The organism is Actinotalea sp., assembly GCF_035443605.1.
Lineage (GTDB): Bacteria > Actinomycetota > Actinomycetes > Actinomycetales > Cellulomonadaceae > Actinotalea.
Window position 1 is genome coordinate 1 of the sequence record NZ_DAORSQ010000029.1, and the last position, 26,381, is coordinate 26,381.

25 protein-coding genes and 1 tRNA gene are annotated in these 26,381 nt (G+C 73.5%); 12 read left to right on the plus strand and 14 right to left on the minus strand.

What is annotated here, in order from left to right; genetic code table 11:
• Positions 1–21: 21 nt before the first annotated feature.
• Positions 22–1,017: a hypothetical protein gene (locus PKY62_RS04930; protein WP_324535445.1), complete on the minus strand. Its 996-nt coding sequence runs from the start codon at positions 1,015–1,017 to the stop codon at positions 22–24.
• A gap of 102 nt (positions 1,018–1,119) precedes the next feature.
• Here PKY62_RS04930 and PKY62_RS04935 point away from each other — a divergent pair, with 102 nt between their 5' ends.
• Together PKY62_RS04935 and PKY62_RS04940 are read left to right on the plus strand one after the other, a co-directional pair.
• Positions 1,120–1,659 carry a peptidylprolyl isomerase gene (locus PKY62_RS04935; RefSeq protein ID WP_324535447.1) on the plus strand — a complete coding sequence of 180 codons (540 nt, stop codon included), beginning with the start codon at positions 1,120–1,122 and terminating at the stop codon, positions 1,657–1,659.
• Between the two features lie 16 nt (positions 1,660–1,675).
• Entirely contained in the window at positions 1,676–2,548 is an 873-nt protein-coding gene (locus PKY62_RS04940) for a rhomboid family intramembrane serine protease (protein WP_324535449.1), read from the plus strand.
• Between the two features lie 94 nt (positions 2,549–2,642).
• Here PKY62_RS04940 and PKY62_RS04945 read toward each other — a convergent pair whose 3' ends face one another.
• On the minus strand, positions 2,643–2,888 hold the full coding sequence (locus PKY62_RS04945) for a cell division protein CrgA (protein ID WP_324535451.1): 246 nt from the start codon (positions 2,886–2,888) through the stop codon (positions 2,643–2,645).
• 105 nt (positions 2,889–2,993) lie between these two features.
• Between PKY62_RS04945 and PKY62_RS04950 the strand changes: the two genes are divergently transcribed.
• Genes PKY62_RS04950 through PKY62_RS04965 form a run of 4 tightly spaced genes read left to right on the plus strand, consistent with a single transcriptional unit; the run spans position 2,994 to position 5,293 of the window.
• The gene (locus PKY62_RS04950) at positions 2,994–3,758 is read left to right on the plus strand and encodes a DUF881 domain-containing protein (RefSeq protein WP_324535453.1); all 765 of its coding nucleotides are present in this window, start codon (positions 2,994–2,996) and stop codon (positions 3,756–3,758) included.
• Complete coding sequence (locus PKY62_RS04955) at positions 3,755–4,492, plus strand: class E sortase (RefSeq protein WP_324535455.1); 738 nt, start codon at positions 3,755–3,757, stop codon at positions 4,490–4,492. The genes PKY62_RS04950 and PKY62_RS04955 overlap by 4 nt, the downstream gene beginning before the upstream one ends.
• Positions 4,489–4,647, plus strand: a complete 159-nt coding sequence (locus PKY62_RS04960; RefSeq protein WP_324535493.1) for a hypothetical protein — start codon at positions 4,489–4,491, stop codon at positions 4,645–4,647. The genes PKY62_RS04955 and PKY62_RS04960 overlap by 4 nt, the downstream gene beginning before the upstream one ends.
• A 1-nt stretch (position 4,648) precedes the next feature.
• Positions 4,649–5,293 carry an aminodeoxychorismate/anthranilate synthase component II gene (locus PKY62_RS04965; RefSeq protein ID WP_324535457.1) on the plus strand — a complete coding sequence of 215 codons (645 nt, stop codon included), beginning with the start codon at positions 4,649–4,651 and terminating at the stop codon, positions 5,291–5,293.
• 2 nt (positions 5,294–5,295) lie between these two features.
• Here PKY62_RS04965 and pknB read toward each other — a convergent pair whose 3' ends face one another.
• Genes pknB through PKY62_RS05000 form a run of 7 tightly spaced genes read right to left on the minus strand, consistent with a single transcriptional unit; the run spans position 5,296 to position 14,012 of the window.
• Complete coding sequence (gene pknB, locus PKY62_RS04970; RefSeq protein WP_502875787.1) at positions 5,296–7,296, minus strand: Stk1 family PASTA domain-containing Ser/Thr kinase; 2,001 nt, start codon at positions 7,294–7,296, stop codon at positions 5,296–5,298.
• Complete coding sequence (locus PKY62_RS04975; protein WP_324535461.1) at positions 7,290–8,564, minus strand: protein kinase domain-containing protein; 1,275 nt, start codon at positions 8,562–8,564, stop codon at positions 7,290–7,292. The genes pknB and PKY62_RS04975 overlap by 7 nt, the downstream gene beginning before the upstream one ends.
• The gene (locus PKY62_RS04980; RefSeq protein WP_324535463.1) at positions 8,561–10,015 is read right to left on the minus strand and encodes a peptidoglycan D,D-transpeptidase FtsI family protein; all 1,455 of its coding nucleotides are present in this window, start codon (positions 10,013–10,015) and stop codon (positions 8,561–8,563) included. The genes PKY62_RS04975 and PKY62_RS04980 overlap by 4 nt, the downstream gene beginning before the upstream one ends.
• The gene (locus tag PKY62_RS04985; RefSeq protein WP_324535465.1) at positions 10,012–11,502 is read right to left on the minus strand and encodes an FtsW/RodA/SpoVE family cell cycle protein; all 1,491 of its coding nucleotides are present in this window, start codon (positions 11,500–11,502) and stop codon (positions 10,012–10,014) included. The genes PKY62_RS04980 and PKY62_RS04985 overlap by 4 nt, the downstream gene beginning before the upstream one ends.
• Positions 11,503–11,545: 43 nt before the next feature.
• Positions 11,546–12,787 carry a PP2C family protein-serine/threonine phosphatase gene (locus PKY62_RS04990; RefSeq protein ID WP_324535467.1) on the minus strand — a complete coding sequence of 414 codons (1,242 nt, stop codon included), beginning with the start codon at positions 12,785–12,787 and terminating at the stop codon, positions 11,546–11,548.
• A 10-nt stretch (positions 12,788–12,797) separates the two neighbouring features.
• Positions 12,798–13,295, minus strand: a complete 498-nt coding sequence (locus PKY62_RS04995; RefSeq protein WP_324535469.1) for an FHA domain-containing protein FhaB/FipA — start codon at positions 13,293–13,295, stop codon at positions 12,798–12,800.
• A 9-nt stretch (positions 13,296–13,304) separates the two neighbouring features.
• A complete protein-coding gene (locus PKY62_RS05000) occupies positions 13,305–14,012 on the minus strand; it encodes an FHA domain-containing protein (RefSeq protein ID WP_324535471.1) in 708 nt (235 codons plus the stop codon).
• Positions 14,013–14,184: 172 nt separating this feature from the next.
• On the opposite strand from PKY62_RS05000, the gene PKY62_RS05005 reads away from it, so the two are divergent.
• Positions 14,185–14,267 (plus strand) — tRNA-Leu (locus PKY62_RS05005).
• A gap of 52 nt (positions 14,268–14,319) precedes the next feature.
• Here PKY62_RS05005 and PKY62_RS05010 read toward each other — a convergent pair.
• Together PKY62_RS05010 and PKY62_RS05015 are read right to left on the minus strand one after the other, a co-directional pair.
• Positions 14,320–15,393: a winged helix DNA-binding domain-containing protein gene (locus tag PKY62_RS05010; RefSeq protein ID WP_324535473.1), complete on the minus strand. Its 1,074-nt coding sequence runs from the start codon at positions 15,391–15,393 to the stop codon at positions 14,320–14,322.
• Positions 15,383–16,690, minus strand: a complete 1,308-nt coding sequence (locus tag PKY62_RS05015; RefSeq protein ID WP_324535475.1) for an MFS transporter — start codon at positions 16,688–16,690, stop codon at positions 15,383–15,385. Before PKY62_RS05015 ends, PKY62_RS05010 begins: the two co-directional genes overlap by 11 nt.
• A 97-nt stretch (positions 16,691–16,787) precedes the next feature.
• Here PKY62_RS05015 and PKY62_RS05020 point away from each other — a divergent pair, with 97 nt between their 5' ends.
• Positions 16,788–18,269, plus strand: a complete 1,482-nt coding sequence (locus tag PKY62_RS05020) for an outer membrane protein assembly factor BamB family protein (protein WP_324535477.1) — start codon at positions 16,788–16,790, stop codon at positions 18,267–18,269.
• Between the two features lie 25 nt (positions 18,270–18,294).
• Here PKY62_RS05020 and PKY62_RS05025 read toward each other — a convergent pair whose 3' ends face one another.
• From PKY62_RS05025 to PKY62_RS05035, 3 genes are all read right to left on the minus strand, one after another.
• Positions 18,295–18,843: an HdeD family acid-resistance protein gene (locus PKY62_RS05025; RefSeq protein WP_324535479.1), complete on the minus strand. Its 549-nt coding sequence runs from the start codon at positions 18,841–18,843 to the stop codon at positions 18,295–18,297.
• Between the two features lie 130 nt (positions 18,844–18,973).
• Positions 18,974–19,435, minus strand: a complete 462-nt coding sequence (locus PKY62_RS05030; protein ID WP_324535481.1) for a methylglyoxal synthase — start codon at positions 19,433–19,435, stop codon at positions 18,974–18,976.
• Positions 19,436–19,473: 38 nt separating this feature from the next.
• Positions 19,474–20,514, minus strand: a complete 1,041-nt coding sequence (locus PKY62_RS05035; protein ID WP_324535483.1) for a LacI family DNA-binding transcriptional regulator — start codon at positions 20,512–20,514, stop codon at positions 19,474–19,476.
• A 146-nt stretch (positions 20,515–20,660) separates the two neighbouring features.
• Here PKY62_RS05035 and PKY62_RS05040 point away from each other — a divergent pair, with 146 nt between their 5' ends.
• From PKY62_RS05040 to PKY62_RS05055, 4 genes are all read left to right on the plus strand, one after another.
• A complete protein-coding gene (locus PKY62_RS05040) occupies positions 20,661–21,956 on the plus strand; it encodes a sugar ABC transporter substrate-binding protein (protein WP_324535485.1) in 1,296 nt (431 codons plus the stop codon).
• 138 nt (positions 21,957–22,094) lie between these two features.
• Complete coding sequence (locus PKY62_RS05045) at positions 22,095–23,705, plus strand: ABC transporter permease subunit (protein ID WP_324535487.1); 1,611 nt, start codon at positions 22,095–22,097, stop codon at positions 23,703–23,705.
• Position 23,706: 1 nt separating this feature from the next.
• Positions 23,707–24,633, plus strand: a complete 927-nt coding sequence (locus tag PKY62_RS05050; protein WP_324535489.1) for a sugar ABC transporter permease — start codon at positions 23,707–23,709, stop codon at positions 24,631–24,633.
• Positions 24,630–26,381: glycoside hydrolase family 13 protein (locus PKY62_RS05055; RefSeq protein ID WP_324535491.1), on the plus strand; the 1,752-nt coding region annotated here is incomplete at its 3' end. The genes PKY62_RS05050 and PKY62_RS05055, both read left to right, overlap by 4 nt.

A 26,381-nucleotide genomic window follows, 5' to 3' on the forward strand; every position in this document is an offset into this window, starting at 1 on the left:
GGACGGCCGGGACGGGTCGCCTCAGTCGTTCCCGGGGACGTCCGTGGCGATCTTCTCCGCGTCGGTCGCCTCGGCGGCGTCCGCGAGCGTCTCCTCGACCGGGGCCGCCGTGACGGCCCGCTTGCGCGGGGTCGCCTTGCGCGTGGCCTCGACGGTCTTCTCCGCGACCTCGCCGACGGCCTCACGGGCCTTCTCGGTCGCCTCGCGCGTCTTCTCTGCGGCGCGCTCGGTGGCCTCGCGCGTCCGCTCGGCCGCGCGCTCGGCGGCCTCACGGGCCTTGTCCGTCGCCTCGCGCGTCTTGGCGATCGCCTCGCCGGCGACCTCCCCGACGGCCTCGGCGGCGTCGCCCAGCTCGTGCCGGACGTCGGAGACCACCCCGCCGAGCTCCTCGCGGGCCTCGGCAGCGCGGTGCTTGAACCGGTCGCCCGCGTCCGCCGGCTCCCAGGGCTGCTCGGCCCACGGGTCGGTGGTCGGCTTGCTGCGCTTCCACGCGAACAGGGCGGCGAGGGCAGCGGCCGCGCCGGTGAGGAGCCAGAAGATCTTGGCGCCGGTGTGCGACCTCGGCGGCTCGGGCACCTCGATGTGGGCGATCTCGGTGAGCCGGGCCGAGGCGGCGTCCCGCGCCCTGTCCGCACCGACGGCCGCGGCAGCCAGGGCGGCCGTCACGGCGGCGGTGACCTTGGGCAGGATCTCCTCGACGAACGCGTCGTGCGCGGTGTCGACCATCGGGACCGCCTTCTCGGCGGCCCGCTCGACGGTGGGCTCGGCGGCCTTGGCCGCGTCACGCAGGGCCTTCTCGACCTTGGGGCCTGCCCACTCCACGGCGGCCTCCACGCGGGGCGTCGCCCACTCCATGGCCTGGCCGGCGACGACGGCGGCCTGCTCGGCGAGGTGCGCGGCGGTCTGCCCCGCGTGCACCGAGGCGTCGGACAGCGCTGCGCCGACCTCGGCCGCCTGCGTCTTCAGCTTGTCGGCATCGACGGAGGACAGCGCGGAACGACGGATGTGGTCGAGCATGGTCGACTCCCTGGGTTGGCAACGAACGGGCTGATCCAGCCCCGCACCCCCATGCTGCCACCTGGGAGCGTGCCGTGCCTGCCTGCGTGCGAGGATGTGACCATGTTCGCGACCCTGCACACCACCTCTGGTGACATCCGCATCGAGCTCCACGAGAACCACGCACCCAAGACCGTGCGCAACTTCGTCGGCCTGGCCACCGGCGCCACGCCGTGGAAGGACCCGCGCACGGGCGAGGAGCGCACCGAGCCGCTCTACGACGGCGTCGTCTTCCACCGCGTCATCTCCGGCTTCATGATCCAGGGCGGCGACCCCCTGGGCACGGGCACCGGCGGCCCCGGCTACACGTTCGACGACGAGATCCACCCCGAGCTGCGCTTCTCGGCCCCGTACCTGCTGGCGATGGCCAACGCCGGCCTGCGCCGGGACCCCGTCTCGGGCAAGGTCGGCGGCACCAACGGCTCGCAGTTCTTCATCACCGTCACGGCGACCCCGCACCTCAACGGCAAGCACACGATCTTCGGCACCGTGGCAGACGACGAGTCAAGGGCCGTCGTCGACGCGATCGCCACGACGCCCACGCGCGGTGGCGACCGCCCCGTGCAGGACGTGACGATCACCTCCGTCACGATCGAGGACTGAGCGGCCCCGAGCGCCGATGAGCGACGCGACCGACCAGACGGGCGCGGCCACGGCGGCCGTGCCCGTCTGTCCTCGCCACCCCGACCGGGTGTCCTACGTCCGGTGCCAGCGCTGCGGTCGGCCCACGTGCCCCGAGTGCCAGCGCACCGCCGCCGTCGGCGTGCACTGCGTCGACTGCGTGCGGGCAGCGGTCAAGGCCGCACCGCAGGCGCGGACCGCCTTCGGTGCGCCGCTGCGCGGCGGCCGCCCGGTGGTCACGCTGACGCTCATCGGGCTCAACGTCGTGAGCTTCCTGCTCCAGCTCACGCTCGGCGCCGCCTGGACCTCCCGGTGGGTGTTCAGCCCCGCGATCGGCGAGCTCGAGCCCTGGCGGTTCCTCACCACGGCCTTCCTGCACGACTCGGGCTCGCTCCTGCACATCGGGTTCAACATGTACGCCCTGTGGGTGCTCGGGCAGTACCTCGAGCCCGCGTTGGGCCGCTGGCGGTTCACGGCGCTGTACCTCACCTCCGCGCTGGGCGGCTCCGTGCTCTACCTCCTGCTCGCCTCGCCGACCATCACGGCGGACGACCCGTCGTGGATCACCTCGGTCGTGGGCGCCTCTGGCGCGGTGTTCGGGCTGTTCGGAGCGATCATCATCGTGCTGCGTCGGCTCGGCCGCTCCGCCCGGTCGATCCTCGTGGTGCTCGCGTTCAACGCCGCGATCCCCTTCTTCGTCCCGCGGATCGCGTGGGAGGCGCACGCGGGCGGCCTGCTCGTCGGCCTGCTCCTCGGTGCGGTGTTCGCCTACGCCCCGAAGTCTCGCCGTGTGCGGCTCGGCGTCGCGGGGGTGGTGGCGACGACGGCGCTGCTCGTCGCCCTCGCCGTCCTCAAGTACGCCGGAGCCTGACCCGGAGGGCCGTCCCCAGGCTTACTCACACCTGTGGAACTACACCGGTGTAGTTATCCACAGAGATGTCCACCTCTGGGGATGACGCGTCCCGTCAGTGCCAGCGGGTGGTCAGGCCGAACCCGGCCAGGATGAGCACGAACCCGACCGCCAGGTTCCAGTTCTCGATCCCCGGGATGGGGTAGCGCGTCTGGGAGATGTAGGTGACGACCACCCAGAGCAGGCCGCTGACCATGAGGCCGATCATCGTCGGGACGAGCCACGCCGGGTTGGTCTTGGGGGCGGACGATGCCGGTGGTGGCACGTAGGAAGGCTTCTTGCGCGACCTGGACTCGGGCACGGGGCTCTCCTGTACGGGGTGCGGGCCGGCACCTACGACGCCGGTCGTTCGTCATCTAGCGTAGTGGGCGTCGCGAGGAGCGCGGCCGACGGGGCGGGAGGGGTGATGGAACGGCTGCACAGCGCGTCGCGCGCGCACGCCTGGGGCGCCCTCGGCGTCGCCGCCGTGCTCGTCACGGCCGGCTACCTCTTCGCCGCCAACGCCCACCTGCAGGGGGGTGCGGACGCCCGCCAGCCCCAGGACCTGCTCCAGCTGGTCCAGGCGGAGCTCGACCAGTCCGCGCGGGCCGCCGAGGAGGTCTCGGCGCTGCGCGCGGAGGTCGACGCCCTCACGGACGCGCAGACCGACGTCGCCCCGCAGGTGGACCCCGAGGTCGCCCTCATCGAGATCGCCGCGGGCCGGGTGCCCGTGAGCGGACCGGGTCTCACGGTGCGTCTGACGGATGCGTCGGCCAACGCCCCCCGCCCGGACTGGGTGACCAACGACGACCTCGTCGTGCACCAGCAGGACCTCCAGGCCGTGATCAACGCGCTGTGGACCGGCGGCGCCGAGGCGATGACCCTGCAGGGCGAGCGTGTGGTCTCCACCTCCGCGTTCCGCTGCGTGGGCAACGTCCTGCTGCTGCACGGGCAGCACTACTCCCCGCCGTACGTCGTCGAGGCGATCGGCGACCCGGACGACCTGCGCGAGGCCCTGCTCGACTCCCCGGCCGTCCAGACCTACCTCGACTACGTCGACGCGGTCGGCCTCGGCTGGTCGGTGGACTCCGAGGAGTCGCTCCAGCTCGCCGCGTACGAGGCGTCGGTCGACCTGCAGTTCGCGCAGGTGCCCGACGGTGTCGAGGTGCCGGGCGTCGTGGACGAGCGGTGAGCCCCGTCGACAGCCTGCCGGACGTCCGCCGGCCGGCCCGGCGCTCTGCGGTGGCGGTCGGCGTGCTCGGCGAGCTGCTCGTCACGCTCGGCGTGCTGCTGGGGCTGTTCCTCGTGTGGCAGCTGTGGTGGACGGACGTCGTCGGCGAGCGCGCCCAGGCCGCCGTGGTCGCCGAGCTGGGGTTCACGCCTCCGGACGCGGACGCCGCGCCGGAGCCCGTGCTGCGCCGGGACCCGGCCCCGGTGCTCGTCGAGCCCGCGTTCCGCACGACGTTCGCGACGCTCCAGGTGCCGCGCTGGGACGACGTCGCACGGCCGATCTCGCAGGGCACCGCCAAGCGCGAGGTCCTCGACGCGCTCGGCATCGGGCACTACGAGGGCACAGCGATGCCCGGGGCGGTCGGCAACTTCGCCGTCGCGGGGCACCGCACCACCTACGGCAAGCCCTTCCACCGCGTCGCGGAGCTCGTGGTGGGGGACCCGCTCGTGGTCCGCACGGCCGACACCTGGTACGTCTACCGCGTCACGGCCGCAGAGGTGGTCGGCCCGCAGCAGGTCGAGGTCATCGCCCCCGTCCCCGGCGACCTCGCGGCCGTGCCGACCCAGGCGATGATGACGCTCACCACGTGCCACCCGATGTTCAGCGCCAGGGAGCGCTACGTGGTGCACGCCGTGCTCGACCACTGGCTTCCCGTGGTGGACGGCACCCCGGCGGAGCTCGGGGCTGGCGCATGATGTACGGGTGGTTGTGGCGGGCGCTGCCCGGTCCGGCGGGTGCGCGGGTGGCGCTGCTCGCCGTGCTGGCCCTGGCGGTCGTCGCGGTCTGCTTCACCTGGGTGTTCCCCGCGATCGCCCCGTTCATGCCCTTCAACGACATCACCGTGGAGTGAGATGACCCGGATCCTCGTCGTCGACAACTACGACTCGTTCGTCTACACGATCGTCGGGTACCTCGACCAGCTGGGTGCCGAGACGGTCGTGGTGCGCAACGACGCCGTGCCATCGCTCGAGGAGCGCTCGGCGTACGACGGTGTCGTCATCTCCCCCGGGCCCGGCACCCCGCGCGCCGCTGGGCAGAGCATGGACGTCATCCGGGACTGCGCCGCGGCGGGTCAGCCGATGCTCGGGGTGTGCCTGGGCCACCAGGCGCTCGCCGAGGTGTTCGGCGCCACGGTGACGCACGCTCCGGAGCTCATGCACGGCAAGACGAGCCAGGTGGTGCACGAGGGCGCCGGCGTGCTGGCCGGGCTGGCCACGCCGTTCCGGGCGACGCGGTACCACTCGCTCGCCGTCGTCGACGGGACGGTGCCGGACGAGCTCGTCGTCACGTCGCGCACGCAGTCCGAGGACGGCCCGGGCGTCATCATGGGCCTGCAGCACCGCGAGCTGCCGCTGCACGGCGTGCAGTTCCACCCCGAGTCCGTGCTCACCGAGGGCGGTCACCGGCTGCTGGCCAACTGGCTCGAGGTGTGCGGCCTCGAAGGCGCGGTCGAGCGCTCGGCCGGCATGGCGCCGCTGGTCCGCCACACCGCCTGACGTCAGGGGGCCGGCGGGGTCCCGTTCGACAGGAAGATCGTCACGGTGCTGCCCGCCTCGACCTCGGTCCCGGTGTCCGGGTCGGTGCGGGCCACCCGCTGGTCCGGCTCGGTGCTCGGCTCGTCCGGCCCGAACGCGGCGTTGAGGCCGGCCGCGCCCAGCGCAGCGGACGCCTCGCTCGAGGTCATCCCGATGACGTCCGGGACGGTGACCAGCTCGACCGGCCGGGCGATCGCCACGGTGATCGTCACGCTGATCTGCTGCGGCACCGGGCCAGGGCCGCGGCTCTGCCCGATGACCGTGCCGGGGGCTGCGTTGGACTCCTCCTCCTCGACCACGGGCACCAGCCCGAGATCGATGAGCGCCTGCTCCGCCGCCGCGCGCGTGGCCGCGGTGCCGACGAAGTCGGGGACCAGGACCTGACCGGTGGACAGGAAGATCGTCACCGTCGCGCCCGGGTCGACGGACTCACCCGCGACGGGCTCGGTGCGCATGACGCGGTCCTTGGCGACGTCCGGGCTGTTCTCGGTGGCGCCCAGCGCGATGTCCGTGAAGCCCAGGGCTGTGAGGGCTCCCCTGGCCTGGGCCTCGGTGAAGTTCGACATGTCCGGGATGGTCACGGCATCCGCGCCGGAGGACACGTAGAGGTCGATCGAGTCGCCCTCGGCGACGAGCGTCCCGGCGTCTGGGTCCGTGCGCGTGACGCTGCCGGCGGGCACGTCGAGGCTGGGCTCGGGCAGCGGGACGACCTCGAGGCCCAGGGCGACGAGCTCCGCGGTCGCGGCACCCTCCGTCATCGTGGCGACGTCCGGCAGCTCGAAGGTGCCGGGCTCCTCGGGCCCCGTCGGGTTGCCCAGGCTGAGGATGAGCGCGATCCCGGCGATGGCCGCGAGTGCGACGCCGATGAGCGCCCACATGAGGCCCTTGCGGGACTTGGGCTCCTCCTCGTCGACGAGGTCGTGCCGGGAGGTCGGTGCGCCGACGGGACCCCACGGCGAGACCGCCGGCGGAGCGGCGGGCTGCGCACCCATCACCTGGGTCGCGGCCGTGGCCGGGCCCGGGTCGGCCAGTGCCGCTGCCGCGCCGAGCGCTGCGGCTGCGCCGAGCGCCGCCGTCGCGCCGAGCGCCGGGGCGGCGACGTGCCCGCCGCGCAGCACGGCCTCGAGGTCGGAGCGGAACTCCGCCGCGGTGGAGTAGCGGTTCTCGCGCGCCTTGGCCAGCGCCTTCATCGTGATCCGGTCGAGCGTCTCCGGCACGTCCGCCGCGAAGGTGCTCGGCGGCTGGGCCTCCTCGCGCGCGTGCTGGTACGCCACCGCGACCGGGGAGTCGCCGATGAACGGCGGGCGCCCGGTGAGCAGCTCGAACAGCAGGCAGCCGGTGGAGTACAGGTCGGAGCGGGTGTCCACCTGCTCGCCGCGCGCCTGCTCCGGGGACAGGTACTGCGCGGTGCCGATGACGGCCTGGGTCTGGGTCATGGTGCCAGCGGCGTCCGCCATGGCACGCGCGATGCCGAAGTCCATCACCTTGACCGCGCCCGTGGGCGTGAGCATGACGTTGGCCGGCTTGATGTCGCGGTGCACGATCCCCGCGTGGTGGGAGTACTCCAGCGCCGAGAGCACGCCGGCGGTGATCTCGATGGCCTCCTCGATGGGCACCGCCGCGCCGTCGCGCAGGATGTCGCGCACCGTGTGGCCCTCGACGTACTCCATGACGATGAAGGGCACGTGCGCCAGGGCGCCGCCCTGCTCGGTGGTGACGTCCTCGCCGGTGTCGTACACGGCGACGACCGCCGGGTGGTTGAGCGAGGCCGCGGCCTGCGCCTCGCGGCGGAACCGCGCCTGGAAGGACGGGTCCCGCGCCAGGTCGGAGCGCAGGATCTTGATGGCGACGGTGCGCCCGAGCCGCGTGTCATGGCCGATGTGGACCTCGGCCATCCCGCCGCGCCCGATGAGCTCACCGACCTCGTACCGGCCGCCGAGTATCCGCGGAGCGTCGTTCACCACTGCTCGTCCCTCGCTGTCGTCGTCTGCGGTGCGGGCGGAGGATCCCGGCCCTCGTCGCGGTCTGGCCAGATCATCGCACCGACGGGCGTCGAGCCGCCGGAGGCGCCCGTCACGATCTGGTGTGCATCCTCCGGTCCGGACGCGCGCGACGGCCCCCAGAGCCTATCGGCGAAGGCCGCGCCCAGCAGGGCGAAGACCACCACCAGCGCGAGGGCGAGCAGGGGCTGGACCAGCCTGCTCCGGCGCCAGCGGCCCGGTGCGGCTGCGGCAGCACCGCCGCTGATGTCGGGGCGCGGCGCGGGCGACGGCCCGGGCGCGATGACGGGCGGCAGCTCCGTCGGGGTGGGCGAGACCGCGTCCTCCAGCGGGCGCCCGGGCACGACGGCGGCCTGGATCGCAGAGCCAGAGCCGGCGTGGCGGCCGGAGGGCTGCGGGACGCCGCCGGGCGGGGTGCGTTCTGCCAACGCGTCGAGCGTCCTGGCCAGCGACGCCGCCGAGCGCGGGCGCTTCTCCGGGTCCTTGGCGAGCATCCGCATCACCAGGGCGGCGAGCTGCGGGTCGACGCTGTCCGGCAGCGGCGGCACGGGCGTGTTGACATGCGCGACGGCGATGTCGACGGCGGTCGGCCCGGTGAAGGGCCGGTGCCCGACGAGCGACTCGTACGCGACGATGCCCAGCGAGTAGACGTCGGACGCACCGGTCGCCGCGCCGCCGACGGCCTGCTCGGGGGACAGGTACTGCGCGGTGCCCATGACCATGCCGGAGGCCGTCATCGGCACCTGGTTGGTCGCCATCGAGATGCCGAAGTCGGTGATCTTCACCCGTCCGGACCGCGCCAGCAGGATGTTGCCCGGCTTGACGTCGCGGTGCACCACGCCGCCGAGGTGCGCGGCGTGCAGCGCGCGCGCCGTCTGGGCCAGGATCGGCAGCAGGCGGCGCGGGGGCAGCACGGGCTCGCGGTCGAGCAGGTCGGACATCGGCTCGCCGACCACGAGCTCCATGACGAGGAAGGCCGAGCCGTCCTGCTCGCCGTAGTCGTAGAGCGCGGCGATGTTGGGGTGGGACAGGCCCGCGCTGTTGCGCGCCTCGGTGCGGAACCGCTCGAGGAACCCGACGTCGCCCGCGAACTCGGCGCGCAGCACCTTGACCGCCACGTCCCGTGCCAGCGCCTCGTCGTGCCCCACCCACACCTCGCCCATCCCGCCCACGGCGATGCGCGAGACGAGGCGGTAGCGGCCCCCCAGGGCGATGTCGGCCATCGGCTTCATCGCAGCGCCGCCTCGATGACGGCCCGCGCGACGGGCGCGGCGACCCGACCGCCGGTCGCCTCGCTGCCGGCGCTGCCGCCGTTCTCGACGATGACGGCGATCGCGATGGTGGGGTTCTCCGCCGGGGCGAACGCGGTGAACCAGGCGTGCGGGGCGGCGTCGGCCGTCGTCTGGGCCGTGCCCGTCTTGCCGGCCACCGTGACGCCGCTGATCTGGGCCGAGGTGCCGGTGCCGCTCGCGACGACGGCGACCATCATGTCGCGCAGGGCAGCGGCGGTGGCGGCGGAGACGGGCCGGCCGAGGGTGCTCGGCGCTGCCTGGTCGACGACCGTGAGATCGGCGCTGCGCACGGCGGCGACGAGGTAGGGGGCCATCTGCTCCCCGCCGTTCGCGATCGCCGCGCTGACCATGGCCATCTGCAGGGGCGTGACGCGGACGTCGTACTGCCCGATCGCCGCGATGGCGGTCTGCGGGGCGTCGATCGCCTCGGCGTCGGGGAAGTGGCTCTCGGTGACCGTCAGCGGCACGTCGAGGGGCGTGTCGAAGCCGAAGGCCTCGGCCTGCTCGCGCAGCGCGTCAGCGCCGAGGTCCATGCCCAGCTGACCGAAGGCCGTGTTGCACGAGATCCGCAGCGCGTCGAGCAGCGTGGCCGTGCCGGTGGGGCTGCACGACGAGCCGCCGAAGTTGCCCAGCGTCGCGCTGCTCTGCGGCAGGTCGAGCACGTCCGGCGCCGCGATCTGCGTCGCCGGGGTCATGCCGGCCTCGAGCGCGGCCGCCGCCGTGACGAGCTTGAACGTCGAGCCCGGCGGGTAGGTGGTGCCGGCGATGGCGCGGTTGACCATCGGGTCGCCCTCGTCGGCGTTGAGTGCTGCCCAGGCCTCGTTGACGGCCGCGGTGTCGTGGCTCGCGAGCAGGTTCGGGTCGAAGGACGGCTTGGACACCATCGCCAGGATCGCCCCGGTGCGCGGGTCCAGCGCGACGACGGCGCCGCGCTGGTCGCCGAGCGCGTCCCACGCGGCCTGCTGGATCACGGGGTCGATGGTGAGCTCGACGATCGCGCCCTGCGGCTGGCGCCCGGTGATGAGGTCCTGCAGGCGGTTGTAGAACAGCGAGTCGGCCGTGCCGTTGAGCTCGGTGTTCATCGCGTCCTCGATGCCGCTGCGGCTGAAGACGATGGAGTAGAAGCCGGTGACCGGGGCGTAGAGCGCACCGTTGGCGTAGCTGCGCTGGTAGCCGAACGGGTCGTCCACCGCCGTCGAGGACGCGATCGACTCGCCGCCCACGACGATCGGCCCGCGCGCGTTGCCGAACTCGCGGTACAGCGTGCGGACGTTGCGGTTGTCGTTGTTGAGCGTGGGCGCCTGGAAGAACTGCACCCACGTCGCCCCGCCCATGAGGGCAAGGAACATCGCGATGACGACGGTCGCGAGCCGGCGTGCCGGGGTGTTCACCGGGGCACCTCGCGCACGTCGATGAGCTCGGTGGCGTGGTCGTCGCCCGCGGGCAGCGCCGGGGCCGGCGCGGGCTCCGGCTCCGGCGTGACGAGGGCCGCGAGGGCGTCGTCGTCCGGCAGGTCGTCCGGGGCGCCGGGGCGGGCGGCCCCGGCCGGGCGGCGCGCGCTGTCGGAGATCCGCAGCAGCAGCGCGACGATCACCCAGTTGGCCAGCAGGGACGAGCCGCCGTACGCGAGGAACGGCATCGTCAGACCGGTGAGCGGGATGAGCCGGGTGACGCCGCCCACCACGACGAAGCACTGGAACGCCACGACGAAGGCCATCCCGCCCGCGAAGAGCTTGCCGAACCCGTCGCGCACGCCGATCGCGGTGCGCAGGCCGCGCTGGGCCAGCACGAGGTACAGGGTGAGCAGGGCGAGCAGGCCCGTGAGGCCCAGCTCCTCGCCGAGCGACGCGACGATGAAGTCCGACTCGGCGTACGGCACGAGGTCCGGCCGGCCGCGGCCCAGCCCGGTGCCGAACAGCCCGCCGCTGGCCATCCCGAACAGCCCGCGCACCAGCTGCCCCGAGCCGCCGGGCGAGGCCTCGAAGACGTCGTTGTCGAACGCGTGCAGCCAGGCGTCGAACCGCGCGCCGACGTGGCTGAACACCTGCGACGCGACGAAGGCACCGCCGCCGAACAGCAGCAGGCCGATGACCACCCAGCTGAGCCTCTCGGTGGCGAGGTAGAGCATCGCGACGAACAGCCCGAAGAACAGCAGCGACGTGCCGAGGTCCCGCTCGAAGACGAGCACGCCGAGGGAGACGGCCCACGCGACGATGATCGGCCCGAGGTCGCGCGGGCGCGGCAGCTGCAGGCCCAGCACGCGCGGGCCCGCCAGCGCGAGGGTGTCCCGCGTCGTGACGAGGTAGCCGGCGAAGAAGATCGCCAGCACGATCTTGCCGATCTCGGCCGGCTGGAACGAGTTGCCGGCGACGAAGATCCAGATCCGCGCCCCGTTGACCTCCTCGCCCAGGCCCGGAACCAGGGGCAGCACGAGCAGGCCCAGCCCGACGACCATCGCGGTGTAGGTGTAGCGGCGCAGCGTCCGGTGGTCGCGCAGCAGCACCAGCACGAGGCCGGCCAGGACGACGCCCAGGGCGGTCCAGGCGAGCTGGCGCTCGGCGAAGGACGTCTCGCGGCCGCGCAGCGCGTAGGCGAGGTCGATCCGGTAGATCATCGCCAGCCCCACGCCGTTGAGCGCGACGGCCACGGGCAGCATGACCGGGTCCGCGTAGGGCGCGCGCCACCGCAGCACGACGTGCAGGCCGAGGGCGAGCACCACCAGGCCGGCGGAGTAGCCGACGATGTCCACCGGCAGGGTGCCGGACGTCGCCAGCCCCACCTGGGCGTAGGCGCCGATGCCCAGCAGCAGCGCCACGGCGAGCAGCGCCAGCTCGATCCCGCGGCCGGCACGCACCGCGTGCGGCGCGACGGTCGCCATCACCGCCCCCGGCCGGGGCGGTCGGTCGTCGGTGCGGTACGGGTCACGTCGCCCCGTCCGCCTGGAGCTCGAGCTCGTCGACCGTGGCGCGGGCGTCCTCGAGGCTGTCGGCCGGCAGCGTCTGGTCGAGGCGGTCCTGGACGTATCCGGGCAGGTCGGTCACCCGGGTGTCGCTGATCTCGACGACGTGGGACAGCTCGAACGAGCCGATGGACTGCGGGATCCCGCGGAAGACGGCGATCCGACCGTCGTCCACCCCGAGGAAGTACTGCTGCTGCGTCCAGCCGTAGCCCCACCACCCGGCGGCGCCCAGCCCGCCCAGCACGAGGAGCAGCGCCACGGCCCAGGCGATGCGGCGGCCCGTGCGGCGCGGCGTGGGCTCGTCCTCGTCCAGCGGCTCCGGCGGGGCGGCGGACTCCGCGGCCCGGACGCTCGCTGCGTGCTCGGCCGCGCGCGCCGCGGCCCCTGCCCCACCGACGGTGGGCCGGTGGCGGTCGAGCGCCGCCGCACCGACGATGTGCGAGGTGGTGCCCGGTGCGGCGCCGTCGGGCAGGGTGTCGACCTCGACGACGTCGCCGAGCACCACGGTGACGTTGTCCGGCGCCCCGCCGCGCAGGGCCAGCGCCACGAGGTGGTCGGCGCACGCGTCGATGTCCCGCTCGGTGCGCAGCGTGTGGGCCATCGTGTCGTGGCTCACCACGCCCGACAGGCCGTCGGAGCACAGCAGCCAGCGGTCCCCCGGCACGGCCTCCCGCACGGACATGTCCGGCAGGATGTCCATGTCGAAGTCGCCGAGCACGCGCAGCAGCACCGAGCGCTGCGGGTGCCGCTCGGCCTCCTCCGCGGTGATCTTGCCCGTGTTGACGAGGTGCTGGACGAAGGTGTGGTCGGTGCTCACCTGGGTGAGCTCGCCGTCGCGCAGCAGATACGCGCGCGAGTCCCCGATGTGCGCCATCGCCAGCTTGTTGCCCGAGCGCAGCAGCGCCGTGACCGTGGTGCCGAGGCCGGACAGCTCGGGGTTCTCCTCGGCGCGGGCCAGCAGCTCGTCGTGCGCGGACGTCAGCGCGCGGGTCAGCTCCGCCAGCACGTCGTCCGGCCCGTGCGCCTCGTCGTCCAGGGGCGCGAGGTGCGCCACGGCCACCGAGGAGGCGACGTCCCCGCCCGCGTGGCCGCCCATCCCGTCGGCGACCACGAGCAGGTGCGGCCCGGCGTACGCGGAGTCCTGGTTGTTGGCGCGCACCAGGCCGACGTCCGAGCGCGCGGCGTACCTCAGGGCGATGGTCACGGGTGGCGCCTCAACGCTGCAGCTCGAGGGTGGACTGGCCGACGCGCAGCTGGGCGCCGACCTCGACGGGCGTGGGCGCCTCGATGCGCTCGCGGCCCACGAACGTGCCGTTGGTCGAGCCGAGGTCCTCGACGTACCACTGGCCGTCCTGCGGGAAGACGCGTGCGTGCCGTGAGGACGAGTAGTCGTCGTCGAGCACGAGGGTGCACGACGGCGCACGGCCGATGAGGATCGCCGAGGCGCCGAGCGGCAGGGTGGTGCCGCGCAGGGGGCCGGCTGTCACGACGAGGCGTCGCGGCACCTCGCGCCGCGGGACAGAGGGTGCGGCGGGGGCCGGCCGGCCGGCCGCGCCCACGGGAGCCGGGGCGCCGGCCGAGCGGCGCAGCCGGCGGCGCACGATCCGGGTGCCGTACAGGTCGCGGCGCAGCACACCGATGGCGAGCAGGACGAACAGCCACAGCAGCACGAGGTAGCCCAGCCGCAGCAGGGTGATCGTCAGCTCACTCATGGCCGGCGGTCACTGGTCCTCGGGGTCGTCGGAGCCCGTCCAGAAGAGGATCCGGGTGCGTCCGATGGTGATGGTGTTGCCGTCGACCAGCGTCGCGGCCGGCACCTGGTGGCCCTCGACGAACGTGCCGTTGGTGGAGCCCAGGTCGCTCGCGACCACGCCGTCCGGCGTGACCCGGATCTCCAGGTGGCGCCGGGAGATGCCCGGGTCGTCGACGATGATGTCGGCCTCGCTGCCCCGACCGATGACGGTCACGGGGCCGGTGAGCAGGTAGCGCTGGCCGTCGATGTCCACGAGGGGGTGGCGTGCGCTCGCCGCGACGCTGGTGGCCGGGGCGACGGCGCCGCGCACGGTCGCGCTGCGCACGAGGAACCGGCCGGTCTCCAGGGCGTCGTCCTCGACGAACATCACCGCGACGGGGCCGACGAACGCGTACCGCTGCGTGGTGGCGTAGTCCGTGACGTTGGCGGCGAGCTCGTCCGCGAGGGCCTCGGCGCCCCAGTCCTCGATCTGCTGGAGGTCGCCGGGGGACAGCTCGATGGTGAACTCGTTGGGCACCACGGTGCGGTCGCGGCCGACGACGGCGGCACGGTCGTCCACCTCGCGGCGCAGGGCGCTGGCCAGCTCGACCGGCTTGACCTCGCTGCGGAAGGCCTTGGCGAAGGCCGAGGAGACCACGCGCTCGACGCCCTTCTCGAACTTGTCGAGGAATGCCATGCCACCTCCGTTCGTCGCCGGGCAGGGCCGGCGACGGGGGGATCCGTCGGCGGCTGCGCAGCGCCGGGCCCGAGGCCCGCGGCGCGTCCGTGCCGATCGTATCCGGCGTGGCAGGTCATGGCCGCGCACCCGGGCCGCGCGCCTGCGGCCCCGTGCTAGCCTTCTCCGGCGCGCGCGAGTGGCGAAATGGCAGACGCGCTGGCTTCAGGTGCCAGTGTCCGTAAGGACGTGGGGGTTCAAGTCCCCCCTCGCGCACAGGCGAACGGCCCCGGTCCGGTGGATCGGGGCCGTTCTGCGTCCCGGTCCCTCACCCCGGCGCGGCGGCCAACCGGGTGACGTCAGCGAGCAGCTCGGCCGACGGCGCGCCGTCGAACGCCTCGAGCTCGACCCGCCGCGCCCCGCCCCGGCCCACCACGCGCCAGGTGCCCACGGCGCGACCGCCGCGGAGCACGGTGGGGCGGAACACCCCGTTGCCGCCGGGGACCACGCGGTCCGCGTACGCGGCGGGCACGGTCGCGGTGCGGTCGGCGTACCCGAGCACCATCTCGTCGAACCCGGGCAGCAGGTGCGTGGCCATCGCGGCGTCGCGGTGCGCGGCCAGCAGCGCGGGCGTACCGGGGTCGAGGTGGTAGGTCGCCCCCGCGACCTCGAGCGTGTCGAGCCGGTCCGCGACGAGTGCCAGGCCCGTGCGGACCTCGCCGAGCGGAAGCCCTGACCAGCGGGCGAGGTCCGGCACGGTCGCGGGGCCGTGGCCGCGCAGGTAGCGCAGCGTCAGCTCGGCCAGCGCGTGCTCGCGGTCGAGGCGCCTGGGCGCCGGCACCCAGCGCTCGACGAGGACGAAGAGCTGCTCGGCCCCACGGAACGGACCCTGGCACAGCACCCCGGCGTGGGCCAGGTGCACGATGAGGTGGTAGCCCCGCCCGGCGTCGGTGGGCAGGCCGGCCGCCCGCCACACCGCAAGGAGCTCCGCCCGGGTCAGGCCCGGGTCCGCGGCGGCGAGCGCGGCCCGCGCCGTGGTCCCACCGACGCGCAGGGCGTCGTCGTCCAGCCCGAGCTGCGCCTGCCGGCGCGCGGCGGCGACGCGCGGTCGCGCCGTCATGAGCTCGCCCATCCACACCGCGTCCACCGCCGCGACCGCGTGCAGCGTGCCGCGCATCGGCCACGTCCGCACCACGGCGCCGGCGTCGAACGCGGCCCTGACCTGGGCCGTCGAGCGGCCGGCCGTGCGCAGCGCGATCGAGGCGACGGCGCCCGGGAGGTCCTGCGCCTGCAGCGCGAGCAGGTGCTCGACGGTGGCGGCCGGGTCGCTCGCCGGCGGACCCACCACCCGCTGGGCTGCGAGGCGCAGCAGGGCGATCTCGAGCGTCGGGTCAGTCGTCACGGTCGGCCTCGCCGGCGGGCTCGGCGGTCAGCGCGGCCTCGGCGGCCGGTTCCGGCGCGCCCGGCGGATCCGGCTCGTCGTCGGCGTGCGCGATGTGCGCGAGCTCGCGCCAGATGAGCACCACGAACACCGCGGAGCCCGCGAACGCGAACCAGAACGGCGCGGTGACCCCCCAGCGATGGGCCAGCAGGCCGCCGATGCCCGAGCCGATGACCAGCCCGCCGAACACCCCGACGAGGTTGACGCTGCCCACCCGGCCCTGCAGCGGCAGGGGGACGGCGCGCTGACGCACGGTGACCGACGTGGTGCCCCAGATGAACGCGTGCGCGCCGAACGCGAAGAAGATCACCATCGCCACCCATGCCTGGCGGGTCAGCGCCAGCCCCAGGTGGGTCAGCGTCTCCACGATCAGCCCGATCCGCATGAGGTCGCCCAGGCTCACCCGTCGGGTGATCCAGCCGTAGGACGCGGTGCCGGCCAGCCCGCCCACGGCGCTGACGGTGGTGAGCAGCCCGAAGCCGATCTCGCCCATGCCCAGCCGCTGGGTGGCGTAGAGCACGAGCACGGACCACGCGGCGCCGAAGGTGATGTTGAACGTGAAGATGGTCAGCACGAGGGTGCGGACCGCCGCGTGGTGGCGCACCCACCGGAAGCCCTCGGCGATGTCGTGCCGCAGGTGCGTGCGCTCGCCGGGCGCGCGGCCGTGCGCCGGCAGCACGATCCGGGACATGAGCAGCGCCCCCGCCGCGACGACGAGCGCCTGGGTGGCGAACGGCCACACGGACCCGGCGGCGAACAGCGCTGCGCCGATCGGCGGCCCGGCGAGCTGGTTGACGGTGAGGAAGCCGGTCTGCAGCCGCGCGTTGGCGACGGCGAGGTCCCCGCGCGCGACGAGCATCGGCAGCAGGGTCTGCGAGGCGGAGTCGGCGAAGACCTCGGCGGTGCCGACGACGAAGAGCGCCACGAGCACGACGGTGATCGACACGCGGTCGGTCAGCACGGCGGTGGCGAGGACCGCGAGCACCGCGGCCCGGGCGAGGTCGACGGCGACGACGAGGCGGCGGCGGTCGAGGCGGTCGGCCAGCGCGCCGGCGAACAGCCCGAAGAGCAGCGGCGGCAGCCACTGGAGGGTGGCGGCGAGCGCCACGAGCCGCGCGTCGGTGGTGAGCGACGCGACGAGCAGGGGTCCGGCGGCGAGCGAGATCCCGTCGCCGAGGTTGCTCGTCCACGAGGACGCGAGCAGCCAGCGGAAGCCCACGCCGAGGCGTGCGGGGACGAGGCGCTCGACGAGGTTCACAGGGCCTCGATGGTAGCCGTCGGCCGGGCGACGGCCCCGTGCGGCCGCCCGCGACGGCCCCGCTGGCGGCCGGGGGACCGCCGGTTAGCCTCGAAGGATGGTGCGGCGCCGGCACGACGACAGCGTCGAGGTGCTGCTCGTCGAGGACGACGCGCCACCGGAGCACGGCGCTGGCTCCGGGACCGGTGCCCGCGCCCCGACCCGCGTGTCGTGGCGCCCGCCCGCGTGGCTCCGGTGGCGGCGCGTCCTCGCCGCGGCGCTCGTCCTGGCGGCGGTCGTCGCCGGCGGATCGCGGGTCGCGACCGACCGGGCGGAGCGCGCCGAGGCGGCCGCGCTGGCGGCGGCTGCCGGGGTGCCCGGGTTGGCACCGTCCCTCGAGCGGCCTCTCCGGGAGGTCTGGCGCACCTCCGGCCGGGTGCTGGCGCTCGCGGACGGCGTGCTCGTCGAGCTCGCGGGGACCACCGACCGGCGGGAGCTCCTCGGCCGCGACGGCCGCTCGGGCGAGGTGCTGTGGACGGCCGTCCTGCCGGGCGTCAGCCGCCTCACCGACCTGGCCTGTGACCTGGAGCTCGGTCCGCCGGAGGCGCGGCTGCTGGGCTGCCGGGTGACGGCGGGCGACGGGCGGGGCGCGGTGGACCTCTCGGCCGCGAACCCGGGTCCGGGTCGCCTCGTGCTCGTCGACCTGGCCGACGGCGCCCTGGTCGGCGACCGCCGTCTGGCGGCGGGGACGGTCGGGGTCGGGGCCGTCGACGGCGACCTCCTGCTGGCCGAGGAGCGCGACGGTCGGGTCACGGTACGTCGCACGGACGCCCTGACGGGCGCGGTCCGGTGGTCCCAGCGGCTGACCGTCGGGGCGGTGCGGCCGAGCCGTGGCGTGGAGCTCGACGGGGCGGACGGCCTGGTCGCGGCCCTCGGAGCTGTCGCGGGCGTCCTGGACGCCGACGACGGGCGCGTGCTCGCCGCCGCGGCAGACGGGTGGAGCGGGGCCGACGTGGGTGTCGTCGCCTCGGTGACGGTGGGGCCAGACGGCTTCTGGGTCTCGGGCGCCGACGGTGCGCCCTCTGCGTGGTTCAGCAGCGGCGGGGTGCTGCTCCACGAGGGGTCGGCGGCTCCGGCACGGCTCGTGGTCTCGGACGGCCAGCCGGGCGACGTGCTGCTGGTGCAGCAGCCGGAGGGGGACGCCCTGGCCGCCCTGGCGGCGCGCACCGGCGAGGAGCTGTGGAGCCGCACGGCGGCCGCCGGTGACACCCGGCTGCGCGTCGGCGGCCGGCTCGTGGTCCTCGAGGACCGCAGGCTGCTCGCCCTCGACGTCGCGACGGGGCGTGCGGGGTGGTCGACGGACCTGCCGCCCCAGGACGACAACCCCGTCGGGGTCGGCGGTGCCGGGCTGCTCACGGACGGCGTGCGGGTGGTCACGTACCGGCAGGCGCCCGGCGCGCCGCCGGCGCTGACGGCCTACGCGCTGCGCGACGGGGCTCTGCTGTGGACGGTCCGGGCACCGCAGGACCTCTCGGGCGTCGTCGCGATCGACGGCCTGGTGCTGGGGGTCGGGCCCACGGTCGTCGTCGGGCTCGGCTGATCGCCGAGCCCGACGCGAGCGGATGTCAGGCGGTGGCCCCGGCGCCCGCGGGCACCGGGCGCAGGCGGCCGATGGCGATGAGCGTGAGGCCCTCGGTGAGGATCTGCACGCCCAGGAGGATGCCGAGCATCTGGAGGGTCGCCTCGACCGGGTTGATGAGCACCCACAGGCCCAGCGCGAGCGACAGCAGGCCGGAGAGCACGAGGACCAGCCGGTGGCCCGGCTGGACGAAGGCCACGACGATGCGCGTCAGGCCGCTGGTGAAGAACAGCGCACCGGCCATGAGCGTGAGGGACAGCGCGCCGATCGCGGGGTTGCGCAGGATGAACAGTCCCAGCACGGTCAGCAGCGCGCCGCCGAGGGCTGCGGACCAGAAGCCCGCCTTGCCGATCCGCAGCAGCGAGCCCACGAGGAGCATCACACCCGAGATGAGGGTGGTCCAGCCGATGAAGAAGATCGAGATGACGGTGGCGATGACGACGTCACCGAGCACCACGAACCCGCCGATGACGAGCAGCACCCCCAGGGCGATGTCCCATCCGGTGCGGCGGGCGGCGAGGTGGATCTGCGACATCGGGGTCTCCTCGGCATGCGGGTGCGCGGTCCGGCGGGATGTCCGGACCTGCGGAGCGTAGCGAGGCTCGCGCCCGCCCACGCCGCAAGGGGGAGGTCGACGCGCCGGGGCGCCGGTGGGCCCGGTCCGCTCAGCCGGGTGTCGGCGCGGTGCCGTCCCAGCCCCGCGGGCCGACGTCGGGCAGCCGGCGCTCGTAGCCGTCGTGCATCAGCGGTGAGGTGATGAGGAAGTCGGCCGTCGCCAGGTTGGTGGCCGTCGGCACGTTCCACACGCCGCACAGCCGCAGCAGGGCCTTGACGTCCGGGTCGTGCGGCTGGGCCTCGAGGGGGTCCCAGAAGAAGATCAGCATGTCGATGACGCCCTCGGCGATCTTCGCGCCGATCTGCTGGTCGCCCCCGATGGGGCCTGAGAGGAACCGGTGGTTCACCAGGCCCAGCTCGTACTCGAGCATCGTGCCGGTGGTGCCGGTCGCGTAGAGGTCGTGCTCCGCGAGGGTGTCGCGGTTGTGCTCGGCCCAGGCGAGCAGCGCGACCTTCATGTTGTCGTGCGCGACGAGCGCGATGTGGCGCCGGACGGGCGGTGCGATGGCCATGCCTCGACGGTGCCAGAACTGCGGCGCGCACACCAACCTCAAGCCGTGTGCGTGACCGGTCCCCCGACGGTTCCGCGCCGGGCGGTACCCGGTGCCGCCGTCGACGCGCGCACCACGAGCTCCGGCGGGAAGAGCAGCTCGTTGTGGGGGGACGGGGTGCCGGTGATCTCCTCGAGCAGCGCGCGCACCGCAGCGGCGCTCATCCCGGCGACGTCCTGGCGCACGGTGGTCAGCGGCGGGTCGGCGAACTGCGCGAGCAGGCCGTCGTCGCTGCCCACGACCGAGACGTCCTGGGGGACGCGCAGGCCGCGGAGCCGGGCGGACCGGATGGCGCCGAGCGCCATGAGGTCCGAGCCGCACACGATGCCCGTCGCGTGCTGGTCGATGAGCGCGTGGGCCGCCGACGCGCCGCCCTCGACGCTGTACTGGCTGCACTCGACGAGCGGGACCATGTCGGTGAGCTCGAGGGCGAGCCGGTCGAAGGCCGCGATGCGCCGCGAGACCGGGGTGTAGCGGCGTGGTCCCAGCGCCAGGCCGATCCGGCGGTGGCCCAGCTGGTAGAGGTGCCGCACGGCGAGGTCGACGGCGACCGTGTCGTCCTGCGAGAGGTTGGGCGCCCTGACGTCCGCCTGGAAGCCGTTGACGAGCACGATCGGCACGCCTTGGCTGAGCAGACGGGAGTAGCGCTCGGTGTCCGTCTGGGTGATCGCATGGATGCCCGAGACGAAGATGATCCCGGCCGCGCCGCGCTCCAGCAGCATCTGGACGTAGTCGTCCTCGTGGACCCCGCCGGGGGTCTGGGTGCACAGCACGGGCGTGTACCCGTGCTTGACCAGCGCCGTCTCGATGAGCTGGGCGAAGAGCGGGAACACGGGGTTGACGAGCTCGGGGACCACCAGGCCGACCAGTCCGGCCGGCTTGCGGCGCAGTCGCGCCGGCCGCTCGTAGCCCAGCACGTCGATCGCCGTCAGCACGCGCTCGCGCGTCAGCTCCGTGACCGGCTTGTCGTTGAGGACGCGCGACACCGTCGCCTCGCTCACGCCGGCGCGGGCGGCGATGTCCACCAGCCGAAGCCTCACGACGGCGAGCATAGTGGCCAAATCGTGATCCTGAAAGTTCTTGCAGGGTTTGGAAGAGGTTGCTAGTTTCGGGGCACTGCCGTCGCTGCCAGGGTTCCTCCGGGGGCCGCCGGCGCGGCGACCCACTCGATGATGGAGGAGTACCCATGCGCAGGATCTCGCGCGGCCTTGCGGTCGCCGTCGGAGCCAGCCTCTTGCTGGCCGCGTGCGGCGGCGGCGACGCCGAGCCCGAGGCCACCGAGTCGGCCACGGAGGAGCCCACGGCCGAGGAGTCCGGGGCACCCGTCCGCGGCTCCGAGGACCTCGTCATCTGGACCGATGACATCAAGTACGACGCGATCAAGGCCGTGGCCGACGTCTTCGCCGAGGAGAACGGCATCACCGTCGGCGTCCAGGCCGTCGTCGACACCCGTGCCTCCTTCATCACCGCGAACGCCGCGGGCAACGGCCCCGACGTCGTCGTGGGTGCGCACGACTGGATCGGCCAGATGGTGCAGAACGGCTCCGTCGAGCCCGTGCAGCTGTCCGCTGACCAGCTCGCCGCGTACTCGCCCACCGCGGTGCGCGCCGTGACCTACGACAGCCAGGTCTACGGCCTGCCGTACGGCGTCGAGGCCATCGTCCTCTACTGCAACCCCGCCCTCACGGGCCCCGGCCCGTTCGCGACGCTCGACGACGCGATCGCCGCCGGCCAGGCCGCCGTGGACGCCGGCACCGCCGAGTCCGCCCTCAACCTGCCGGTCGGCGAGCAGGGTGACCCGTACCACATGCAGCCCCTGTTCACCTCGGCCGGTGGCTACCTCTTCGGCACCGACGCCGACGGCAACTACGTCGCCGAGGACCTCGGCGTCGCCTCCCCGGGTGGCATCGCCGCCGCGGCGAAGATCGCCTCGCTCGGCGAGGCCGGCTCGAACGTCCTGCGTCGCTCCATCTCGGGCGACAACAACATCTCGCTGTTCGCCGAGGGCAAGGCCGGCTGCATGATCTCCGGTCCGTGGGCCCTCAACGACGTCCGCGCGGGCCTCGGTGAGGGCGGCTACACCGTCCAGCCGATCCCCGGCTTCGCGGGCATGGCCCCGGCCGTCCCGTTCATGGGCGCCCAGGCCTTCTACGTCGCCTCGAACGGCCTCAACAAGACCTTCGCGCAGGAGTTCGTCGCCAACGGCGTCAACTCGACCGAGGCCATGACCACGCTCTACGAGCTGGCCAACCTCCCGCCGGCCATGATCGCCGTCCGTGAGGCCACCGCGTCGGGCAACCCCGACTTCGAGATCATCGCGGCGGCCGCCGAGGCCGGCGCCCCCATGCCGGCCATCCCGGCCATGGCCGAGGTCTGGACCCCGCTGGGCGTCGCGTACGCAGCCATCGTCGGCGGTGCCGACCCGACGGCGTCGATCACCGACGCGGCCACGGCCATCGCCACGGCCATCGCTGGTTCCTGACAGACCCTCCCGAGGCCCGGGCACCCCAAGGTGCCCGGGCCTCGGGGCTCGTCTCCGACGCGCAGCGTGGCGCCTCGACGGCTGTGCCACGCCGTGCGGTCCGACTCAGAAGCCGTCGCCGCGACCTCGGGAGCCACCGTGTCGAAGCCCACCCTGTCCACCGCACCCCCCGAGCCACGGCTCAGCCGCAGGGCCACCGGAACCACCGCCATCCTCCCCCTCGTGGTGAAGGTCCTCGGGGCCGGGGCGCTCGCCGGTCTCGCCGTGGCCATCACCCCGCCCCTCATCGCCCAGCAGCGCTGGGCGTTCCTGGCGATCTTCTGGGGGATCATCGCGCTCCTCGTGGCCGTCTACGCCACGGGTCGAGCCGTCCCCGCCAAGTACCTGGTGCCCGGCGCGCTGTTCCTCGTGCTCTTCGTGGTCTACCCCATCCTCATGACGTTCCAGCTGTCGACGACCAACTACGGCGACGGCACCCGGAACTCCAAGGAGGTGACGATCACCCGGATCCTCGGCACCTCCGCGACGCAGGTCGAGGGGGCCCGGTCGTTCGGGCTGGCCGTGGGCACCACGGGCACCCTGATCGACGGGCCGTTCACGTTCTTCCTCGTCGACGAGGCGAGCGGCGACATCTACCGCGGTGACGAGGACGGGCTCGTCGCGCTCGAGGAGGGCGACGCCACCGTCAACGACGGCGTCGTCACCGCGGCCGACGGCTTCGAGATGCTCTCGCGCACCGACATCAACGATGCGAGCAAGGCAGGCGGCGGCCTCGACGGGTTCGCGGTGCCGACGGACACCGGCGGCATCATCAAGGCCCAGGGCTTCAAGGCGGTCGAGCTCGAGACCCCGCTCGTCTACGACGAGGTCGAGGACACGATCACCGACACCCGCACCGGCACGGTCTACACCGTCCAGCAGTTCGGTGACCGCTCCTACTTCGCCGACGAGGACGGCAACCGGATCTCCGACCAGTCGTGGGGCGAGTCCGTCGGGTGGGCCAACTACGTCCGGATCTTCACCGACGAGCGGATCAGCTCGAACTTCCTCGGCATCTTCGTCTGGACGGTGGTCTTCGCCGTCTCGACGGTGGCGCTGACGTTCCTCTTCGGCCTCGTCCTGGCGGTCGTGCTCAACGACACCCGGCTCAAGGGCCAGAAGATCTACCGCTCGGTGCTCCTGCTGCCGTACGCGATCCCCGGCTTCATCTCGCTGCTGGTGTGGTCGAGCTTCTGGAACACGGACTTCGGGCTGGTCAACGACCTGCTCGGCACCAACATCGCCTGGCTCACCAACCCGACGACGGCCAAGATCGCCGTGCTCATGACCAACCTGTGGATGGGCTTCCCGTACATGTTCCTCGTGGCGACGGGCGCCCTGCAGGCCGTGCCCACCGAGCTCAAGGAGGCGGCGTCCATCGACGGAGCCAACGGGTTCACCCAGTTCCGCACCGTGGTTCTGCCGCTGGTGCTCGTGTCGGTGGCCCCCTTGCTGGTGGCGTCCTTCGCGTTCAACTTCAACAACTTCAACGCGATCCAGCTGCTCACCGAGGGCGGCCCGTTCACCCCGGCCAACCCCACGGCCGGCGGCACGGACATCCTCATCAGCTACACCTACCGACTGGCCTTCGGTACAGCAGCCCAGCAGATCGGGTTCGCGTCAGCGATCTCGGTCATCCTCTTCATCATCACCGGGGTGCTGGCCGCGCTCCAGTTCCGTGGCACCCGCGCGCTGGAGGACGTGAACTGACATGAGCAACCCGACCCAGCAGTCCGTGGCGACCACCGCCACCGCCCTCAAGCCCGCCGCCAACGACACCAAGCTGCGCGGCATGCGCTGGTGGACCGAGCTCGGCTGGCGGCACGTCGTCGGCATCCTCGCCATCGTGTACGCGCTCATCCCGGTGCTCTACATCATCTCGGCATCGCTCAACCCGCTCGGCTCGGTGTCCTCGACCTCGCTCATCCCGTCTGAGATCAGCTTCGTCAACTACAACGAGCTCTTCACCAACCCGAGCCGTCCGTTCGTCCGCTGGTTCACCAACACGATGCTCATCGCGACCGTCGTCGTGCTGGGTCAGATCTTCTTCTCGGCGCTCGCGGCGTACGCCTTCTCGCGCTTCCGCTTCCGCGGCCGTCGCGGCGGACTCCTGGCCCTGCTGCTCATCCAGATGTTCCCGCAGTTCCTGGCCACCGTCGCCCTGTTCCAGATGTTCACGATGCTCGGCGAGGTGATCCCGTCGATCGGCCTCAACACGATCCTCGGCTACATCGTGCTGCTCATGGGTGGCGCGCTCGGCCAGGTGTGGCTCATCAAGGGCTTCTTCGACTCGGTGCCCAAGGAGCTCGACGAGGCGGCCAAGATCGACGGCGCCGGCCACGCGCAGGTCTACTTCAAGATCATCCTGCCGCTGGTGCGCCCGATCCTCGCGGTCACCGGGCTGCTGGCCTTCGTCGGGGTCATCGGCGAGTTCCTGCTCGCGTCGATCTTCCTGCGGGAGACCGGCGTCAAGACGCTCGCGGTGGGCATGTACGGCGTGCTCGACGCGGACCGGTCCAACAACATGGGCTGGTTCGCCGCGGCGGCCGTGCTGACGGCCATCCCCGTGGTGCTGCTCTTCCAGTACCTGCAGAAGTACATCGTCGGAGGGATCACCGCCGGCGCGGTCAAGGGATGAGCTCGACGCACCACCTCTGGCAGCACCCGCACCACGACGGCTCGCCGCTGTACCTCGACGACCAGTCCCCGGCCATGGGGGACGTGGCACGCGCTCGCGTGTTCGTCCCCCACGGCCCGGGGGGCTCCGGCGCCGAGGTCCAGGTCGCAGCGCGACGGGTCAGGGACGGCGAGCCCGCCTGGACCCGCGGCGAGGTCGAGTCGACCGATGACGTCGGCGCGTGGTGGGCGGTGGACGTCCCGGTCGACCAGCCGGTGACGACCTACCGCTTCCTGCTCGGCACGGGCGGGGCAGACGGCGGCTACCGGTGGCTCAACGCCGCGGGGGTGCACCGCCGGGACGTCACGGACGCCGGCGACTTCCGGCTCGTCGCGCACCCGCCGCCGCCCGCATGGGTGACCGACCAGGTCGCCTACCAGGTGTTCCCCGACCGGTTCGCGCGCTCGGGTCAGGACCGGCCCACCCCGCCGTGGGGCTACGCCGCGGGGTGGGACGACCCGGTGGTGCACACCGGCCCCGACACCCCGCGCCAGTGGTTCGGCGGCGACCTCGACGGGGTCGCGGCACGGCTCGACCACCTCCAGCGACTGGGCGCGACGGCGCTGTACCTCACGCCCGTCTTCGAGGCGCGGTCCAACCACCGCTACGACGCCGTGAGCTTCGACCGCGTGGACCCCGTGCTCGGCGGCGACGAGGCGTTGGCGCGGCTCATCGGCGCGGCGCACGCGCGTGGCGTCCGGGTGGTCGGGGACCTCACGCTCAACCACACCGGGGACGCCCACGAGTGGTTCACGCGGGCCCAGGGGGACCGGACCACCCCCGAGGCGGGCTTCTACACCTTCGGCGCGACGCCGGACGAGTACGTGTCCTGGCTCGACATCCCCAGCCTGCCCAAGCTCGACCACAGCTCGCCGGAGCTGCGCCGGCGCCTGTACGAGGGGGAGGACTCCGTCGTGGCCCGCTGGCTCCGCGAGGGCCTGGACGGCTGGCGGATCGACGTCGCGAACATGACCGGGCGGCTGGGCGCCGTCGACCTCGCGCACGAGGTCGCGCGGGCCGTGCGGCGCACGTTCGCGCGGTTCGACGAGCCGCGCTGGCTGCTCGCCGAGCACGGCCACGACGCCTCCGCCGACCTGGCGGGCGACGGCTGGCACGGCACGATGGACTACGCGGGGTTCACCCGGCCGGTGTGGGCGTGGCTCAACGGCGGCTCGGCAGCCGGACCGGGGCTGCCGCACGGCCTGGCCTTCCTCGGCCTGCCGCTGGCGATCCCGGTGCTCGGCGGGGCCGCGGCGGTCGCGACCATGCGCGAGGTCCACGCGGCCATGCCGTGGCGGTCGCAGAACGCCTCGACGCTGCACCTCGACTCGCACGACACCCCGCGGTTCCGCACGGTCACCGGCGGAGGCACCGACGGGGGCGTCGACCTCGCCGGGCGCGGCCGGGACCTGCACCTGCTCGGGCTGGCGCTGCAGATGACGCTGCCCGGCGTGCCGACGGTGTTCCAGGGCGACGAGATCGGGCTGACCGGCACCGACGGCGAGCACTCCCGCACGCCGTTCCCGTGGGAGCGGCCCGAGTCCTGGGACCAGCAGACCCTTGCGGCCTACGCCCGGTGGATCGGCCTGCGGAACGCGTCCGTCGCGCTGCGCCGCGGCGGCCTGCGCTGGGTGCACGCCGACGAGGACTCGATGACCTTCCTGCGCGAGCACCCGCACCAGCGCGTCCTCGTGCACGTCGTGCGACGG

Bases quoted from the DNA above. Each gene is read 5' to 3' on its own strand.
- PKY62_RS04930 (WP_324535445.1), bottom strand. From the start codon at position 1,017: ATGCTCGACCACATCCGTCGTTCCGCGCTGTCCTCCGTCGATGCCGAC.
- PKY62_RS04935 (WP_324535447.1), top strand. From the start codon at position 1,120: ATGTTCGCGACCCTGCACACCACCTCTGGTGACATCCGCATCGAGCTC.
- PKY62_RS04940 (WP_324535449.1), top strand. From the start codon at position 1,676: ATGAGCGACGCGACCGACCAGACGGGCGCGGCCACGGCGGCCGTGCCC.
- PKY62_RS04950 (WP_324535453.1), top strand. From the start codon at position 2,994: ATGGAACGGCTGCACAGCGCGTCGCGCGCGCACGCCTGGGGCGCCCTC.
- PKY62_RS04960 (WP_324535493.1), top strand. From the start codon at position 4,489: ATGATGTACGGGTGGTTGTGGCGGGCGCTGCCCGGTCCGGCGGGTGCG.
- PKY62_RS04965 (WP_324535457.1), top strand. From the start codon at position 4,649: ATGACCCGGATCCTCGTCGTCGACAACTACGACTCGTTCGTCTACACG.
- PKY62_RS04975 (WP_324535461.1), bottom strand. From the start codon at position 8,564: ATGAAGCCGATGGCCGACATCGCCCTGGGGGGCCGCTACCGCCTCGTC.
- PKY62_RS04985 (WP_324535465.1), bottom strand. From the start codon at position 11,502: ATGGCGACCGTCGCGCCGCACGCGGTGCGTGCCGGCCGCGGGATCGAG.
- PKY62_RS04995 (WP_324535469.1), bottom strand. From the start codon at position 13,295: ATGAGTGAGCTGACGATCACCCTGCTGCGGCTGGGCTACCTCGTGCTG.
- PKY62_RS05000 (WP_324535471.1), bottom strand. From the start codon at position 14,012: ATGGCATTCCTCGACAAGTTCGAGAAGGGCGTCGAGCGCGTGGTCTCC.
- PKY62_RS05020 (WP_324535477.1), top strand. From the start codon at position 16,788: ATGGTGCGGCGCCGGCACGACGACAGCGTCGAGGTGCTGCTCGTCGAG.
- PKY62_RS05025 (WP_324535479.1), bottom strand. From the start codon at position 18,843: ATGTCGCAGATCCACCTCGCCGCCCGCCGCACCGGATGGGACATCGCC.
- PKY62_RS05030 (WP_324535481.1), bottom strand. From the start codon at position 19,435: ATGGCCATCGCACCGCCCGTCCGGCGCCACATCGCGCTCGTCGCGCAC.
- PKY62_RS05040 (WP_324535485.1), top strand. From the start codon at position 20,661: ATGCGCAGGATCTCGCGCGGCCTTGCGGTCGCCGTCGGAGCCAGCCTC.
- PKY62_RS05050 (WP_324535489.1), top strand. From the start codon at position 23,707: ATGAGCAACCCGACCCAGCAGTCCGTGGCGACCACCGCCACCGCCCTC.